General features: G+C 70.4%; 15 protein-coding genes. 4 read left to right on the top strand and 11 right to left on the bottom strand.

Features of this window, described 5'->3' with window-relative positions; genetic code table 11:
- The first annotated feature begins 181 nt into the window (after positions 1–181).
- Positions 182–1,771 (top strand): BCCT family transporter, encoded by a 1,590-nt coding sequence (locus tag ACOMD9_RS08900; RefSeq protein ID WP_421413883.1) that lies wholly within the window; start codon positions 182–184, stop codon positions 1,769–1,771.
- Between the two features lie 91 nt (positions 1,772–1,862).
- Here the strand turns inward: ACOMD9_RS08900 and ACOMD9_RS08895 are convergent, their stop codons facing one another.
- From ACOMD9_RS08895 to ACOMD9_RS08860, 8 genes are all read right to left on the bottom strand, one after another.
- A complete protein-coding gene (locus ACOMD9_RS08895) occupies positions 1,863–3,227 on the bottom strand; it encodes an FAD-binding oxidoreductase (RefSeq protein WP_421413882.1) in 1,365 nt (454 codons plus the stop codon).
- Between the two features lie 144 nt (positions 3,228–3,371).
- Positions 3,372–5,003 carry a helix-turn-helix transcriptional regulator gene (locus tag ACOMD9_RS08890; RefSeq protein ID WP_421413881.1) on the bottom strand — a complete coding sequence of 544 codons (1,632 nt, stop codon included), beginning with the start codon at positions 5,001–5,003 and terminating at the stop codon, positions 3,372–3,374.
- A gap of 108 nt (positions 5,004–5,111) precedes the next feature.
- The gene (locus ACOMD9_RS08885; protein WP_421413879.1) at positions 5,112–5,597 is read right to left on the bottom strand and encodes a VOC family protein; all 486 of its coding nucleotides are present in this window, start codon (positions 5,595–5,597) and stop codon (positions 5,112–5,114) included.
- 81 nt (positions 5,598–5,678) lie between these two features.
- Entirely contained in the window at positions 5,679–6,032 is a 354-nt protein-coding gene (locus ACOMD9_RS08880; protein ID WP_421413878.1) for a DUF1428 domain-containing protein, read from the bottom strand.
- Entirely contained in the window at positions 6,029–6,403 is a 375-nt protein-coding gene (locus ACOMD9_RS08875) for a YciI family protein (protein ID WP_421413876.1), read from the bottom strand. Before ACOMD9_RS08875 ends, ACOMD9_RS08880 begins: the two co-directional genes overlap by 4 nt.
- Before the next feature lie 268 nt (positions 6,404–6,671).
- Positions 6,672–7,466 (bottom strand): DUF2182 domain-containing protein, encoded by a 795-nt coding sequence (locus tag ACOMD9_RS08870; RefSeq protein ID WP_421413874.1) that lies wholly within the window; start codon positions 7,464–7,466, stop codon positions 6,672–6,674.
- Complete coding sequence (locus ACOMD9_RS08865; protein ID WP_421413872.1) at positions 7,463–8,092, bottom strand: DUF1326 domain-containing protein; 630 nt, start codon at positions 8,090–8,092, stop codon at positions 7,463–7,465. Before ACOMD9_RS08865 ends, ACOMD9_RS08870 begins: the two co-directional genes overlap by 4 nt.
- A 171-nt stretch (positions 8,093–8,263) precedes the next feature.
- Complete coding sequence (locus tag ACOMD9_RS08860; RefSeq protein ID WP_421413870.1) at positions 8,264–8,845, bottom strand: FAD-binding oxidoreductase; 582 nt, start codon at positions 8,843–8,845, stop codon at positions 8,264–8,266.
- On the opposite strand from ACOMD9_RS08860, the gene ACOMD9_RS08855 reads away from it, so the two are divergent.
- Positions 8,838–9,275, top strand: coding sequence for a hypothetical protein (locus ACOMD9_RS08855; protein ID WP_421413868.1), 438 nt, complete (start codon positions 8,838–8,840; stop codon positions 9,273–9,275). The genes ACOMD9_RS08860 and ACOMD9_RS08855 overlap by 8 nt on opposite strands.
- Positions 9,276–9,336: 61 nt before the next feature.
- Here the strand turns inward: ACOMD9_RS08855 and ACOMD9_RS08850 are convergent, their stop codons facing one another.
- Both ACOMD9_RS08850 and ACOMD9_RS08845 read right to left on the bottom strand, forming a co-directional pair.
- The gene (locus ACOMD9_RS08850; protein ID WP_421413865.1) at positions 9,337–9,786 is read right to left on the bottom strand and encodes a PaaI family thioesterase; all 450 of its coding nucleotides are present in this window, start codon (positions 9,784–9,786) and stop codon (positions 9,337–9,339) included.
- 23 nt (positions 9,787–9,809) lie between these two features.
- Complete coding sequence (locus ACOMD9_RS08845; RefSeq protein ID WP_421413862.1) at positions 9,810–10,412, bottom strand: LysE family translocator; 603 nt, start codon at positions 10,410–10,412, stop codon at positions 9,810–9,812.
- Positions 10,413–10,510: 98 nt separating this feature from the next.
- On the opposite strand from ACOMD9_RS08845, the gene ACOMD9_RS08840 reads away from it, so the two are divergent.
- Positions 10,511–11,905 (top strand): aminotransferase-like domain-containing protein, encoded by a 1,395-nt coding sequence (locus ACOMD9_RS08840; RefSeq protein WP_421413860.1) that lies wholly within the window; start codon positions 10,511–10,513, stop codon positions 11,903–11,905.
- Between the two features lie 18 nt (positions 11,906–11,923).
- On the opposite strand, the gene ACOMD9_RS08835 is transcribed toward ACOMD9_RS08840, so the two are convergent.
- Positions 11,924–12,763, bottom strand: a complete 840-nt coding sequence (locus tag ACOMD9_RS08835; protein WP_421413858.1) for a DUF6544 family protein — start codon at positions 12,761–12,763, stop codon at positions 11,924–11,926.
- Positions 12,764–13,004: 241 nt separating this feature from the next.
- Between ACOMD9_RS08835 and ACOMD9_RS08830 the strand changes: the two genes are divergently transcribed.
- On the top strand, positions 13,005–14,081 hold the full coding sequence (locus tag ACOMD9_RS08830) for a class I SAM-dependent methyltransferase (RefSeq protein WP_421413856.1): 1,077 nt from the start codon (positions 13,005–13,007) through the stop codon (positions 14,079–14,081).
- Positions 14,082–14,127 lie beyond the last annotated feature (46 nt).

Raw genomic sequence — 14,127 nt, 5'->3', positions numbered from 1 at the left:
CTCGGGGAGCGTCAGGCATCAGCCTGGCACTGCGCTCGGTCAGGCAGAGCAGGTTCGCACTGCTCTCGAAGAGGACCTTACGCCCCGCTTTAGACTTAGGTCTAAGGTTGTTAGAATACTATCGCTCTAGTCGGCGCCATGGCTCATCGGCGCACACACCCTCCGCAACTAGAGCGTCTCCATGTCATCCCATCGCACTTCCTCCCCCGCCGGGGCCTCGGCGCTGTCGCGCCTGGGCGACCCCATCGTGCTGCTGCTCACGGTCGGCTTCATCGTCGCCTTCGTCGGCCTGTCGCTGTTCGATATCGATCGGGTGGCCGACAGCATCGGCGCCGGCTTCGCCTGGACGGCGGCCACGCTGGGCACCTACTTCCAGCTCCTGCTGCTGCTGACCTTCGTGATCGCCATCGGCGTGGCGATTTCGCCGGCCGCCGGGGCGCGAGTCGGCAATCTCGAGAGCCCGCAGATCGGCACCTTCAAGTGGCTGTCGATGATCATGTGCACCCTGCTGGCCGGGGGCGGGGTCTTCTTCGCCGCGGGCGAGCCGATCTACCACTTCGTGGTGACGCCGCCGGCCTTCGACACCGAGGCGGGCACCGCCGAGGCCGTGGCCGGCGCCCTGGCCCAGTCGTTCATGCACTGGGGCTTTCTCGCCTGGGCGGTGCTGGGCTCGCTCTCCGCCATCGTGCTGGCCCATGCCCACTACGTGAAGGGCCAGCCGCTGCAGCCGCGCACCCTGCTCTTCCCGGTGTTCGGCGAGCGCATCATGAAGGGGGCCTTCGGCAGCCTGGTGGATGCCTGCTGCGTGATCGCGGTGGTCGCCGGCACCGTGGGCCCCATCGGCTTTCTCGCCACCCAGGTGAGCTTCGGCCTGCACGAGCTGTTCGGGGTCGGCCAGGGCTACGCCACCCAGCTCGGCATCCTGGTGCTGCTGGCAGGGGTCTATGTCACCTCGGCGATGACCGGCATCCACCGGGGCATCCAGATCCTGTCGCGCTTCAATGTCTTCCTGGCGCTGGCCATCGCCGCGGTGATCCTGCTGGCCGGGCCCACCCTGTTCCTGGTCAACGCCTTCGGCCAGGGCTTCGGCGAGTACCTGTCGTCGTTCTTCGCCATGGCCACCATGACCGCCGAGACGGCGCCGGCCTGGTGGATGCAGTGGTGGACGGTGTTCTTCTTCGCCTGGTTCATCGGCTATGCGCCGCTGATGGCGATCTTCGTGGCGCGCATCTCGCGGGGCCGCACCATCCGTGAGATGATCCTGGCCGTGGCGGTGATGGCCCCGGTGGCCACCGCCATCTGGTTCACCCTGCTGGGCGGCTCCGGCATCCACTACCAGCTGACCGGGGTGATCGACCTCGGCGAGGCGCTCAACAACTTCCAGTTCGACGTGGCGACCCTCACCGTGGCCCAGGCGCTGCCGGGCGGGCCCCTGATGGCCCTGGCCATCCTGCTGCTGACCAGCATCTTCGTGGCCACCACCGGGGATTCGATGAGCTACGCCATCGCCGTGGTGTGCGCCGGCCACGACGCGCCGAGTCGCCTGATGCGCGCCTTCTGGGGCATCGCCATGGCGCTGATGGCGGGCATCCTGCTCTACATGGGTGCGGGGCAGATCGGTGCGCTGCAGCAGTTCATCGTGATCACCGCGATTCCGGTCTCGCTGGTGCTGCTGCCCTCGCTGTGGGCCGGCCCCCGGGCCGCCTGTGCCCTGGCACGGGAGCAGGGCATCCTGCCGGTAGCCGCCGGGCAGGCCCGGGCGTCGCGCTGAGCGCCATGGCACCGCCGGGACGCCCTGCGCACCCCTTCCCGGCCGGCGCCCCGTCTCCGGCACCGTCTCGACAAGCGCACAACGGGCTACCTCACGGGGTGGGGTGGCCCGGCTCGATGTTCTGGTTGAAGCGGAAGACGTTGTCCGGATCAAAGGCGTGCTTCAGCGCGGCCAGCCGCGGGTAGTTGACCCCATAGGCCGTCCTGACCCTCGCCTGGCCCTCGTTGCCCAGGTAATTGACGTACGCGCCCTCCTCCAGGAAAGGCGCCACGGTGTGGAAGCAACGGCGTCCCCAGTCGATGTTCGCTGCCGATTCCGCGGGATCGTCCCACATCCGCAGCACCAGGACGCTGTGCTGCGCCTGCCGGTGGGCGAAGGCGGTGTCCCGGGCGTCCACGCGGCTGATCGCCCCGCCCAGGTATTCGATGGCGATGGCGGCAAAGGGCGCCGGCGTGTCGGCGCTGAAGAACTCCAGGAGCGCGTCGATGGCGTCGTCGCTGAAGGCGTGCAGGAAGCCGGCCTTCCAGTAGTGCCGCCGGCCGGGCTGGAACACCTCGGTGAGCAGGTTCTGCACCCAGGCGTAGGGGACCGGCGCCACGCTGTCGAGCACGGGAGCGCCGAAGGTGCGCAGGGGCCGCAACGCGGCCTCGCCCTCCTCGAGGGACCCGCAACAGCACACCTTGATATTCAACACGGGGCCCTTGGGCCCGGACACCAGGGTGGCATCCGCCCGCACCTCCTCGGGGGCGTCGCTGGACCAGTCGCGATAGAAGCGCAGGACCTCCCCGGCACGCTCGAGGGGATAGACGATCTCGCCACCCAGCACCGGCCCCACCGGGTGCAGCCGGTACTCGAAGGAGGTCACCACGCCGAAGTTGCCGCCTCCCCCGCGCAGCCCCCAGAACAGGTCCGGGTGCTCGTCGGCACTGGCCGTCACCCGGCGCCCCTCCGCGGTCACCACATCGGCCGACACCAGGTTGTCGCAGGCCAGGCCGTGCTTGCGGTTGAGGTAGCCGATCCCGCCGCCCAGGGTGAGCCCGGCGATGCCGGTCGAGGGCACGATGCCGCCGGTGGTCGCCAGGCCGAAGGCCTGGGTCTCGTGATCGAAGTCCCCCCAGGTGGCGCCGCCCTCGGCACGCGCCAGGCGTTGCCGCGGATCGACCCACACGCTGCGCATCGACGACAGGTCGAGCACCAGGCCATCGTCACAGACGGCGCTGCCCACCACGCTGTGGCCGCCGCCGCGCACGGCGATCGGCAGGTCGGCCTCCCGCGCGAAGATGACCGACGCCATCACGTCGGCCACCCCGGCACAGCGCACGATCATGGCCGGGCGTCGGTCGATCAGGCCGTTGAACACGCGGCGGGCCTCGTCATAGCCTGCCTGAGCCGGCAGGATGAGCGGCCCCCGCAGCCTCTCCTGGAACTGCCGCATGGTGCTGTCGCTGAGCGTCATGACCGTCCCTCCCCTCGTTCGGATCATCGCCACACCTCGAGAGTGGGTCAGGCGGGCGGGCGCCGCTTCGGCGAAGCTACCCAATTCGTCGCGCGCGGCCACTGGGTAATCTCCGCCAGGCATCGCGGGAACGAGGGGGACGCCCTACAGGAGGTCATGCCGGCAGGCGTAGGCCGTGGCAGCCGTTCGTGACGGCACGTTGAGCTTGGCGAGGAGGTTGGCCACATGGCGGTCGACGGTCCGCTCGCTGACGTGGAGCTCGCGAGCGATGGCCTTGTTGGTCTTGCCGGCGGCCACCTGGCGCAGCACCTGGAGCTCACGCGGTGTCAGGCCGTGGCGATGGCGAGCCGAGTCGCCCGAGGCGATGGCCTGCAGGCGCGCCAGCTCCGGTGCGGCGCCCAGCCGCTCGAGAAGCCACTGCGCCGTGTCGAACTCCATCCGGGCGCTGTCGGCATCGCCAAGCTGCCGGCAGGCACGCCCGATGTGCGCCCGGGTGCGGGCCAGCTCATAGGGGACGTCCAGCTCCTCCCACGTCCGGCACGCCTCACGCAGGGGCCCCAGCGCCGCCCGCGGATCGCCCTCGGCCAGCCGGGTCGCGCCCCGGGCACCCGCCGCCAGGGCCCGCGGGAAGGGCGCGTCCAGGGTCTCGGCGATCCGGGCGAGTTCCTCGGCACCGCCCCGGGCCGCTGGCCCGTCCTCCACGGCCAGCATGATCTCGACGTAGGCGGGCAGGACGGCGATGCGGGCCGGCGCCTCCCCGGCCTCGTCGAGGATGCGCCGAATCGCCGTCTCGGCGGCAGCCACCTTGCCCTGGGCGAGTCGCAGCAGGGCCAGGCCGGGCTGGAGCGCATGTCCCCAGCGGCTGGCCTGGGCGTAGGCCCGCTCGGCCTCGCCCCACTCGCCCCGCAGGCGATGGAGCTCGCCGCACAGGTAGTAGGCCGCGCCGGTGGCGGCCTCGCCGGGCCGATCACGCAGGTGGCGACAGGCGCTCTGCGCCTCCTGCAGGGCCTGTGGCCAGGTGCCATGCAGCGCCATGAGCTCGGCCCGGTGCACCAGGCAGCGCCCGCGATACGGGACCAGGTCCGGCTGGGCGTCACACCAGCGGCTGAGCGCCGTTGTCCACTCCTGGGCCCGGCCCAGGTCGAAGATCTGCTGGCACGTCTCGATCACCCCGCAGTAGACGATCCCCGCGGCCAGGGGCGAGAGCTCACCGGCCTCTATCGCCAGCATGGCCTCGTCCAGCAGGGCTGCTCCCTCGCCGATCCTGCCCTCCCCGATCAGGGCCTGGCCCTGACCGAGGCAGGCCATGGCCACCAGGTTGGCATCCCCGAAGCGGCGACCGCGCTCACCCGCCTGGCGAAAGAGGGCGTGCGCCCCGGCGGGGTCGCCCCCTCCCAGGCGCTGGAGCGCGGCAGGCAGCACCACATAGCCGGCTTCCACGCAGTCGAGCCCCTCCTCGTCGACGAGGTGCCGGGCACGCGCGACCCAGGCGCCGCCCCGCGCCCTCTCGCCGCCCATGAGCAGCCCGAAACCCGACCAGAACGCGCACCGGGCGGCACGCGCCAGATCGCCCGCCGCCAGTGCCTGCTGATACGTCCGGGCCCAGAGGTCGTGACTCTCGTCGTCCTTGCCTACCAGGTAGGCGGCGATGGCGAGTCGCTCGAGATCGTCCAGCGCCAGCGCGGTCCCCCGAGCGGCACTGGTCAGCTCGGCATAGGCATCCGCCCAGGCTTTCCGCCGGAAGGCGGCCTGCCCCGGAGGTCGTGTGTCGGCCATCGTCATCGGCCCTCGCGATTCCGCCCCTACACGACCAGTGTCGCCTATCGCCCCCGAGCTTGCCCGCCGGCCGACCCAGGCCCTCCGCCGCGCCTTGTCGATCGCCTCTCAGCCGCGAACCGCCGCCTCGATCGCCGCGATGTCGATCTTCCTCATCTGCATCATCGCATCGAAGGCCCGCCTGGCGACGGCGGGATCGGGATGGGCAATCGCCCTTGTCAGGGCGATCGGCGTTATCTGCCAGGACACGCCCCACTTGTCCCTGCACCAGCCACAGGCGCTCTCCTCTCCGCCGTTGCCGACGATCGCGTTCCAGTAGCGATCCGTCTCGTCCTGGTCGGTGGTGGCGACCTGAAACGAGAACGCCTCGTTGTGGGTGAACGCAGGCCCGCCGTTGAGTCCGAGGCAGGGAATCCCCAGCACGGTGAACTCGACGGTCAATACGTCCCCCTCCTGGCCGGTCGGAAAGTCGCCCGGTGCGCGGAGCACGGCTCCGACGGACGAATCGGGAAAGGTATCGGCGTAGAAGCGTGCCGCCTCTTCGGCGCCGCCGTCGTACCAGAGGCAAATGGTGTTCCTTGCTGGCGTTGTCATGTGATTTCTCCATCGGGATCACGACGGGTGCCACGCCGTGATGGCTTCGCGAGGCTGCGGTTCGGCACCGGGCCCGGGCGGCTACTCGTCCACGACGACCGCGAAGCCGCCGTAGATCAGCCGCTGGCCGTCGAAGGGCATGGGGTTGGCGTCGGGCTGCAGGCGCGGGTCCTCCATGACCCTGGCCATGCCCCGGTCGCGCACCTCGCGGGAGGGCCAGGTGATCCAGGAGAAGATCACGGTCTCGTCCGGCTGGCACTTCACCGCCATGGGAAAGGAGGTGAGCTTGCCCTGGGGCACGTCGTCGCCCCAGCACTCCACCAGTTGCAGGGCGCCGTGCTCCTTGAACACCACCGCGGCATCGCGGGCGTGCTGGAGGTACTGCTCGCGGTTGGCGGTGGGTACCGCGGCAACGAAACCATCGACGTAGGTCATGACTTGTCTCCCGTGTCTCGGGGTGGCAGTTCCCGCACCGGACGCACCTCGATGGTGCCGAATCGGGCGGGCGGTATCCGGCTGGCCAGTTGCAGGGCCTCGTCCCGGTCCCGGGCGTCGAGCAGGTAGAAGCCGGCCAGCTGCTCCTTGGTCTCGGCGAAGGGGCCATCGGCGATCAACACCTCGCCGTCGCGCACCCGCACGCGGGTGGCGGTATCCACCGTCTGCAGGGCCTGGCCCGCCAGGTAGTGGCCGTTGTCCGCCAGGCGCTCCACGCCGGACAGGCACTCCTGGTTGAGGTCGTGCCACTCCTGTTCGCTCATCGCCTCGGTGATGCTCTCCGGGTAGTAGACCAGTGCGACGTACTTCATGCGGTGCTCTCCTTTTCGTTCATCGGCCCGTCACGCCGGGCCGACCTCTTGGAACGGGGCCTACCTGGAGTCGTGCGGCGATCATGGAAATCGACACCGGAGGGGAATATTTCGTCAGGAATCGCCCCGCGCGTCGAGGCCCTTCGCGAGGCGGGGCCGACGGTGGGCAGCAGCGGGCGCCGGGAGGTGATGGCAGCGACGCGGAAGGCCGTTCGCCAGCGGCGTGGCGAGCCCTCGCCACGCCGCCGTCGGGGTGAACCTGCGCTCCTCAATGCATGGCGTGCATCGGCACCAGGGTCGGCAGCCACGCCGGCCCGGCCATCACCAGCAGCCCCGCCAGGATCAGCACGGCCCCCGTGGGGCGCACGATGCGCCGGCCATGACGTGTGACCTTCTCCACGAGCATCAATGCCGCGAGCGGCGCCATCCAGGCCAGGTTGGCGATCCCCACCACGAACATCACCAGCATCAGCGCCCAGCAGCAGCCGAGACAGAATGCCCCGTGCCGCACTCCCAGGGCGAAGCCGCCGGTCATGCCCTGGCGGTAGTGGTTGAGCAGGAAGGAGCGCGGCTGGCGACACTTGTCCAGGCAGCGCTCCTTGAGCGAGGAGAACTGGAAGGCGCCGGCGAGCACGAGCACGGCGCCGGCCAGCCATTCGGGCCGCTGCAGCAGCCACGGCCAGTGCTGGGACGCCTGGCCCAGCAGCGCATTGCCGAGCAGCGCGGCGATGCCGAACAGGGTCCAGATCGCCAGGTAGCCGCCCAGGAAGCTGATGCGGGCCAGCCCGGGATGCCGCTGCCCCGCGGCCACCCGATGGAAGAGGTCGACCATGGGCAGCGTGGTGGGCAGCATCATGGCGGCAATGTGGACCTGCCAGGCCACCAGGAACAGCGCCAGGCTGGCCCAGACCGTGACGCCATCGACCACCAGCCGATGATGATGGACCCACTGCGCCTGGCCGGTCAGTTCGGCACCGATGGCCAGCCCCCAGGCCAGGAGGATGGCCGCCATGAGGAGCGGAGCGCGCCGCCAGGCGGGGCGCGCTACGGCGATGGCACTCATGGCTGGTGCTCCATCATCCAGGCGGTCTGGATGGTGTTGTGGCCGTCGAAGGACCAGTCCATGCCGTGCTGGGGCAGGGTCACCCGGTAGCGCCGCGACTTGCCGAGATAGGCCGGTGCCCCCTTCACCGTGGTGAAGGCGCTGTCGTGCAGCGTCGCGGTGGTCCCGTCCGGCGAGGACTGGATGGGCGAGAAGGCCGCCTCGAGCATGCCCTCGGCCTCCAGTCGCCCCTCGGCCTGCCGGGCCTCGTGGAAGATCGGCACCCGCTCGACGGCGACGACTTCGCCGACCAGGCTCGCCAGGTCGGCCAGCGGCCCGCCCAGCTTGCCGCCGAAGGCATCCAGCAGGGCCTCGTACTGGTCGTCCCGGGCATTGCTGTCCACCAGCAGCACCGAGCGCCAGCCCCCGGCCAGGGCATTGCCGGGGATATGGGCGACGTTCACCAGGGTCAGGCCGGAGACGTCGACGCCCCGGGCCTCGCCCTTCTCCAGGTGGAAGGCGATCACCCCGAAGCATTCGTCGCCGTCAGGGTCCTCGCCGATGAAACAGGGGCAGGAAACCGCACAGGAGCAGATTTCCAGCATGGTGCCTTCAAGACGATAGCTAGACTCCGTTGTCATGTTCATGTTGCACCTCCACCAGCGCAGGGTGTGTTGACGCAATAGACCAGACTGACCGGTCTATTCACAAGATAGGACGACACCGTACGCTGTCAAGGCGACGCCGGATCCAGGGATCGCCGCCCTCGGGGAAGGCCCCGAGGGCGGCCTTCAGGAGGGCGGGCAAGGGAGGCATCGCTAGGCATTGCCCTGCCCATGCGCTGTCCGGATGGGTGGAATGTTGCGATTGACCCGGAAGCGGTTGTCCGGATCCCAGCGCTGCTTGATCTCGGCGAGGCGACGATAGTGCTCGAGCACCGCAGGCGCCTCGCTGGCAGGCCAGGCCACCAAGCCCCCCACGATTTCCGGCCCGACGGGGTACAACCGGTAGTCGAAGCCGGTCACCACGCCGAAGTTGCCGCCACCGCCGCGCAGCCCCCAGAACAGGTCGGGATTCTCGTCGTCACTGGCGTGGACCAGCTGGCCATCGGCGGTCACCACGTCCATCCCCAGCAGATTGTCGGTGGTATAGCCCCAGCGCCGGGTCAGGTAGCCGAAGCCACCCCCCAGGGTGAGCCCGGCGATACCGGTGGTCGAGATGAAACCCAGCACGGTGGCCAGGCCGTGGACCTGGGTCTCGCGATCCACATCCCCGAGCACGCAGCCCGCCTGGGCATGGGCGACCCGGCGCTCGCGGTCGACCCAGACCCCACGCATCAGCGAGAGGTCGAGCATCAACGCGCTGGCGGTGGCCGACGAGGAGCTACGCCCCGTGATCATGGCGATGGGCGCCTGGGGGCAGCGCTGGCTGGAAGCGCAACTCTCCATGAAGAACCTGGACCCGTCGCTGCTGATGTGGGACATGCGCCGCAACCTGAACCCTGACCCGCTGCCTCCCCACCGCGTCACGATTCAGTTTCTGTACCAGGATGTGACCCGTGGCCGGGCGAAATGGTGGGTGGTCATCGACAAGTCGGGCGAGGGTGGCGTCGTCGACCTTTGCAGGAAGGCGCCCGGTTACGATGTCGATCTCTACGTCGTCAGCGACCTGCGCAGCATGACCGCTATCTGGATGGGCCTGATGACGGTTCAGGAAGCCCTCGACGCCGGCAAGCTCCGGCTGACCGGATCGCGCCAGCTGCAGGGCAGCATGCAGACCTGGCTGGGGCTGAGCGTATTCGCCGACGAGCCCAAGCGGGTATCGGCCTGAGCCGCCCGCGTGGCAGAAACGCCACCGTCCCCCAACCCGCACGGGACACCACAGTGCCCCCCTATCCCCGCGGCATCACCACCGCCAGGGTCACCGTGGCCTTGGCCAGCAGCACCGGCGCGTCACCGTCGGCCAGCACCTCGGACTCCACGACGATCAGGGTACGGCCGGGCTTGAGCACCCGAGCGACACAGCGGAGCTCCTTCACCCGGGCGGAGCGCAACAGGTTGATCTTGAATTCCGCGGTCAGGACATTGGCCCCTGGCGGAATCAGGGTGGCGCCCGCCGCCCCCGCGGTGTGATCGGCGATGGCCGCCTGCACGCCGGCGTGGACGAAACCATCCTGCTGCTGGTGGTCCTCCCGCACGCCCAGGCGCGTGGCGCAGTAGCCGGGAGCGATCTCCCGGGGTTCAAGCCCCAGCGCCCGAATGAAGGGCGCGGCGGTGAGGATGCGCTCCACCTCCTGGCGGTAGTCGGGGTGCGCGGGGAGGAATTCCGTGGGCTCGGGCATGGGCGGCTCCGTGGCGGGGACGATCAACCCAGTATGAATACCACACAGGCCGCGGTCAGCGCGCCCATGGTGGCATTGAACAGCCGCCAGGCGCGGGGGGTGTCGAGCCAGCGACCGATGGCGGTGCCGAAGCCCGCCCACAGGGCGATGCACGGCAACCCCACCAGCTCGGCGAAACCGGCGAGCAGCAGCGCGTTCATCACCGTATCGCCACCTTCCGGCAGGAAGCCCGCCATGAGCGCCAGCCCCATCACCCACGCCTTGGGGTTGGCGAACTGGAAGGCGGCCGCCTGCCAGAAGCCGAGCGGGCGCCCTTCCTCCGCCTGGCGCAGGTCCGGCGGCGGTGCGGTGGCGATGCGCCAGGCGAGATAGAGCAGATAGGCACTGCCGACCAGGCGCAGCAGGGTCTGGACCAGCGGATAGCGCTCGAAGACCAGGCCCAGCCCCAGGGCGATGCCGGCGAAGAGCAGAAAGCAGCCCCCCAGGATGCCGAAGATGTGCGGCAGGGTGCGCAGGAAGCCGTAGTTGGCCCCCGACGCGGTGAGCATCACGTTGTTGGGACCGGGCGTGATGGTCATCGAGATCATGTAGAGGGCCGCCGGCCCGAGGAATGCCAGGGTTTCCATGAAATTGCATCCATACAATATTGGATTATCTGGGTTTCAATGACTACAATTCCCAGCATAATCCCCGCAATTTCACCGTCAAAGGTTTTATTGTCACCATGACAATCTGGCTTCCCCGACTCGACCACGACGGGCCCCGCTACCGCGGCATCGCCGAGGCCATCGCCGCCGCCGTGGTCGAGGGCGAGCTCCGGCCGGGCGAGCGACTGCCGCCCCAGCGGCGCCTGGCCGACGCACTGGGGGTGACCGTGGGCACCGTGACCCGCGGCTACGCCGAGGCGGAACGCCAGGGCTGGGTGGAGGCCCGGGTCGGCAGCGGTACCTATGTGCGCGACGACCGGGCGGGCAAGCCGCCCGAGTTCCTGGCCGCGCGCCGGGCCGAGGACGGCGTGATCGACCTCAGCCTGAGCCTGCCGCCGCCCCACCCGCTGCGCGCCGAGAGCCTCGGCCGGGCGCTGCGCGGCATCGCCGAGAACCCCGAACTGCTGCAACGCGCCGTGGCGTACCAGCCCGACCGCGGGGTCCCGGCCCACCGCGAGCAGCTGGCCGCCTGGATGGCGCGCCTGGGCATGCCCACGGAGCCGGACTCGCTGCTGGTCACCCAGGGCGGGCAGCACGGCATCAGCCTGGCACTGCAGGCCCTGACCCGGCCCGGCGAGCGCATCGCCGCCGACGCCCTCACCTACCCCGGGCTGATCGGCGCCGCCCGCCAGGCCCACCTCAAGCTGCTCGGCATGCCGCTCACCGAGTCGGGCATGGACCTCGACGCCCTGGAGCGGCTCTGCGCCCAGCAGCCCCCGCGCCTGGTGTATGTCACCCCGGACCAGAACAACCCCACCGGGGCCTGCCTGGGCGAGGCCGAGCGCGAGCGTCTCGCCGCCCTGGCCCGCCGCCACGACCTGTGGCTCCTCGAGGACGGTGTCCAGTACCTGCCGGAGGCCGAACGCGGCACGCCGCTGCATCATCTGGCCCCGGAGCGCACCCTGTTCATCTTCAGTACCTCCAAGGTGCTGGCCGGCGGCTTGCGCATCGGCACCCTGGTGGTGCCGCCGCCGCTCCAGGACCGGATCGGCGCCGCCCTGCGCGCCCAGAGCTGGATGGTGTCGCCGCTGATGGTGGAGGCGGTGTGTCGGTGGGTGGCCAGCGACGAGGGCGATCGGCTGCTGGCCTGGCAGACCGAGGAGCTGGGCGAGCGTCAGCGGCTGGCCCGGGAGCGCCTGGCGGCCTTCGCGCCCCGGGGCCGGCCCCACGCCAGCAACCTCTGGCTGCCCCTGCCCAACGGCCTGCGCGCCGCCGAGCTGCTGACGGTGCTGGAACGGCGTGGCGTGCGGGCGAGCAGCGCCGAACCCTTCTGCGTGGGCAGCGAGGCCGCCCCCCAGGCGCTGCGCCTGTGCCTCAGCGCCGCGCCTTCCCGCGAGGCCCTGGCGCGGGCCCTGGACATCATCGTCGAGGCGCTGCGCGAGCCCCCGTCCCTGCCCTGGCAGACCCTGTAGCGGCCAGCGACACCCGGCTCAGGGAGCGCCCCCCGGGAAACGAATCTCGGTGACCTCGGCCAGGAAGAACGGGAAGTAGTCCGGGGTGCCGAACTGGTTGCCCGCCTCCACCCGAAATGGCAGCCGATAGCCGCCGACCTCCCGGAAATCCGAGAGCACGCCGCCGAAGGGCTGGCGGCGATAGACCCTCTGCGGATTGGCGTTGCTCCAGCGGGAGAAGACGACCCGCACCGGGCATCCCTCGGCATCGACGCTGACGTCCACCGCCTGGGAGAGCGCTCCCCGGGTCACCGTGACCCGGGCCGTCTCCCCGTCCACCGCCTGCCAGACGACGCCCGGCCCGGGCAGCAGTGCCGCCGGCGTCCAGAACAGCGCCTCGGCCACCTGGCGACCGTACGCGGCCAGCGCATGGTCCGCGTCACCGCCCAGGCGAGCCACCGGGAGCAGCCCCAGCAGGCGGAAGCGGGTCCAGCGGCACGAGTCCGAGCCGGAGAGCGGCAGGCCGCTGCGCGTGCGCATCGCCCAGAGGAAGCCGTGGGGCGCGGCCAGGATCTGGCGCGCCTCCATGGCCTGGTAGCGAGGTTCGGCCCGGGAGCCCAGGCCGAAGCGTCCGCGCATGCGGATCTCGGCCACCGGCAACAGCGGCGTGCCGGGGCGAATCACGAAGTGGAAGTAGCGCCGGGCCGGCTCGGGCAGACCATCGAGCATGTCCTCCGAGAAGGGCTCCGGATCGGCCGGCTGCCGAGCGGCCAGGCGGGCCCATTCCCGCCGCTCCGCCCGGCGGTCGAGCGCCACGAGGACCAGCAGCCCCAGCAGGGCAAGCACCGGCACCAGCACGAAAAGGGGCAGCAGCGGCATCGCCTGTTTCCTTCATCCGCGGGAACCCGGCGCGGCGTCCCGCCTCGCCGGTCGGCTCATCTTCCATGATCGGGCCCGGCGCTGCCACCGCGGCTCCTTGCCGCGAGGCGGCCCCCGGCTTCAGGCGCATGGCAGATATCCCCGGTTTGCGTCCCGATACGCCCAGGTGCCGTCCCGGCAGCGGGCGTATCGTGCTCCTGCGATGCGTTGCCATTCCACAACGACAAGAGGAGCAATGACCATGTGCGATATCGCCATCACGACACCCGACCAGGCCTCGTTCGAGTCACGCCTCGTGCAAGCCCTCAACCAGAGCGGCATGCTGCTGTTGACCTCCATCGGCCACCGTACCGGCCTGTTCGAGGCGCTCGCCGGGCAGCCGCCGCTGACCAGCCAGGCCCTGGCGGAGCGCAGCGGCCTGCAGGAGCGCTACGTGCGCGAGTGGCTCGGCGGCATGGTCGCGGCGGAAGTGGTCGAGACCGAACCGGAAACGGCCACCTACTGGCTGCCGGACGAGCGCGCCGAGCTGCTCACCGACGCGGGGCCGGCCAACCTGGCTATCTACTCCCAGTTCATCTCGCTGCTGGGCGGCGTCGAGGATGACGTGGTGCGCTGCTTCCGCGAGGGCGGCGGCGTGCCCTACTCGCGCTACCCGCGCTTCCAGGAGGTGATGGCCAGCGACAGCGGCCAGACGGTGCTGCCGGCGCTGTTCGACGCCATCCTGCCGCTGGCACCCGGGTTGATCGAGCGCCTGGAGGACGGGATCCGCGTGCTGGACTGTGCCTGCGGACGCGGCCGGGCGCTGCTCAGCATGGCCGAGCGCTTCCCCGCCAGCCGGTTCGTCGGCTACGACCTCTCCGCGGAGGCGATCACCTGGGCCCGCCAGGCAGCGGAGCGGGCCGGGCTCGACAACCTGACCTTCGAGGTCCGCGACCTGAGCGACTTCGACGCCACCGCCGAGCCGGGCGCCTTCGAGCTGGTCACCACCTTCGACGGCATCCACGACCAGGCCCAACCGCGCCGGCTGCTGGCGGGCATCCACCGCACCCTGACCGATGACGGCGTCTACCTGGTGCAGGACATCCACGCCTCGAGCCACCACCATCGCGACCGCGAGCACCCCCTGGGCGCCATGCTCTACGCCGTCTCGGTCAGCCACTGCATGACCGTGTCGCTGGCCCAGGGCGGCGAGGGGCTGGGCACCATGTGGGGGCGCGAGCGGGCGCTGGAATACCTGCAGGAGGCGGGCTTCCGGGACATCCGGGTCCACCAGCTGGAGCACGACATCCAGAACGACTACTTCGTCTGCCGGCCGTGACGCCGGGCATCGCTACACTGAAGGTGCGTCGGGCCCCGGCAGTGCC

The organism is Halomonas terrestris (assembly GCF_049166755.1).
In the GTDB taxonomy this organism is placed as follows: domain Bacteria; phylum Pseudomonadota; class Gammaproteobacteria; order Pseudomonadales; family Halomonadaceae; genus Halomonas.
This window is presented reverse-complemented; position numbering and strand designations above follow the sequence as displayed.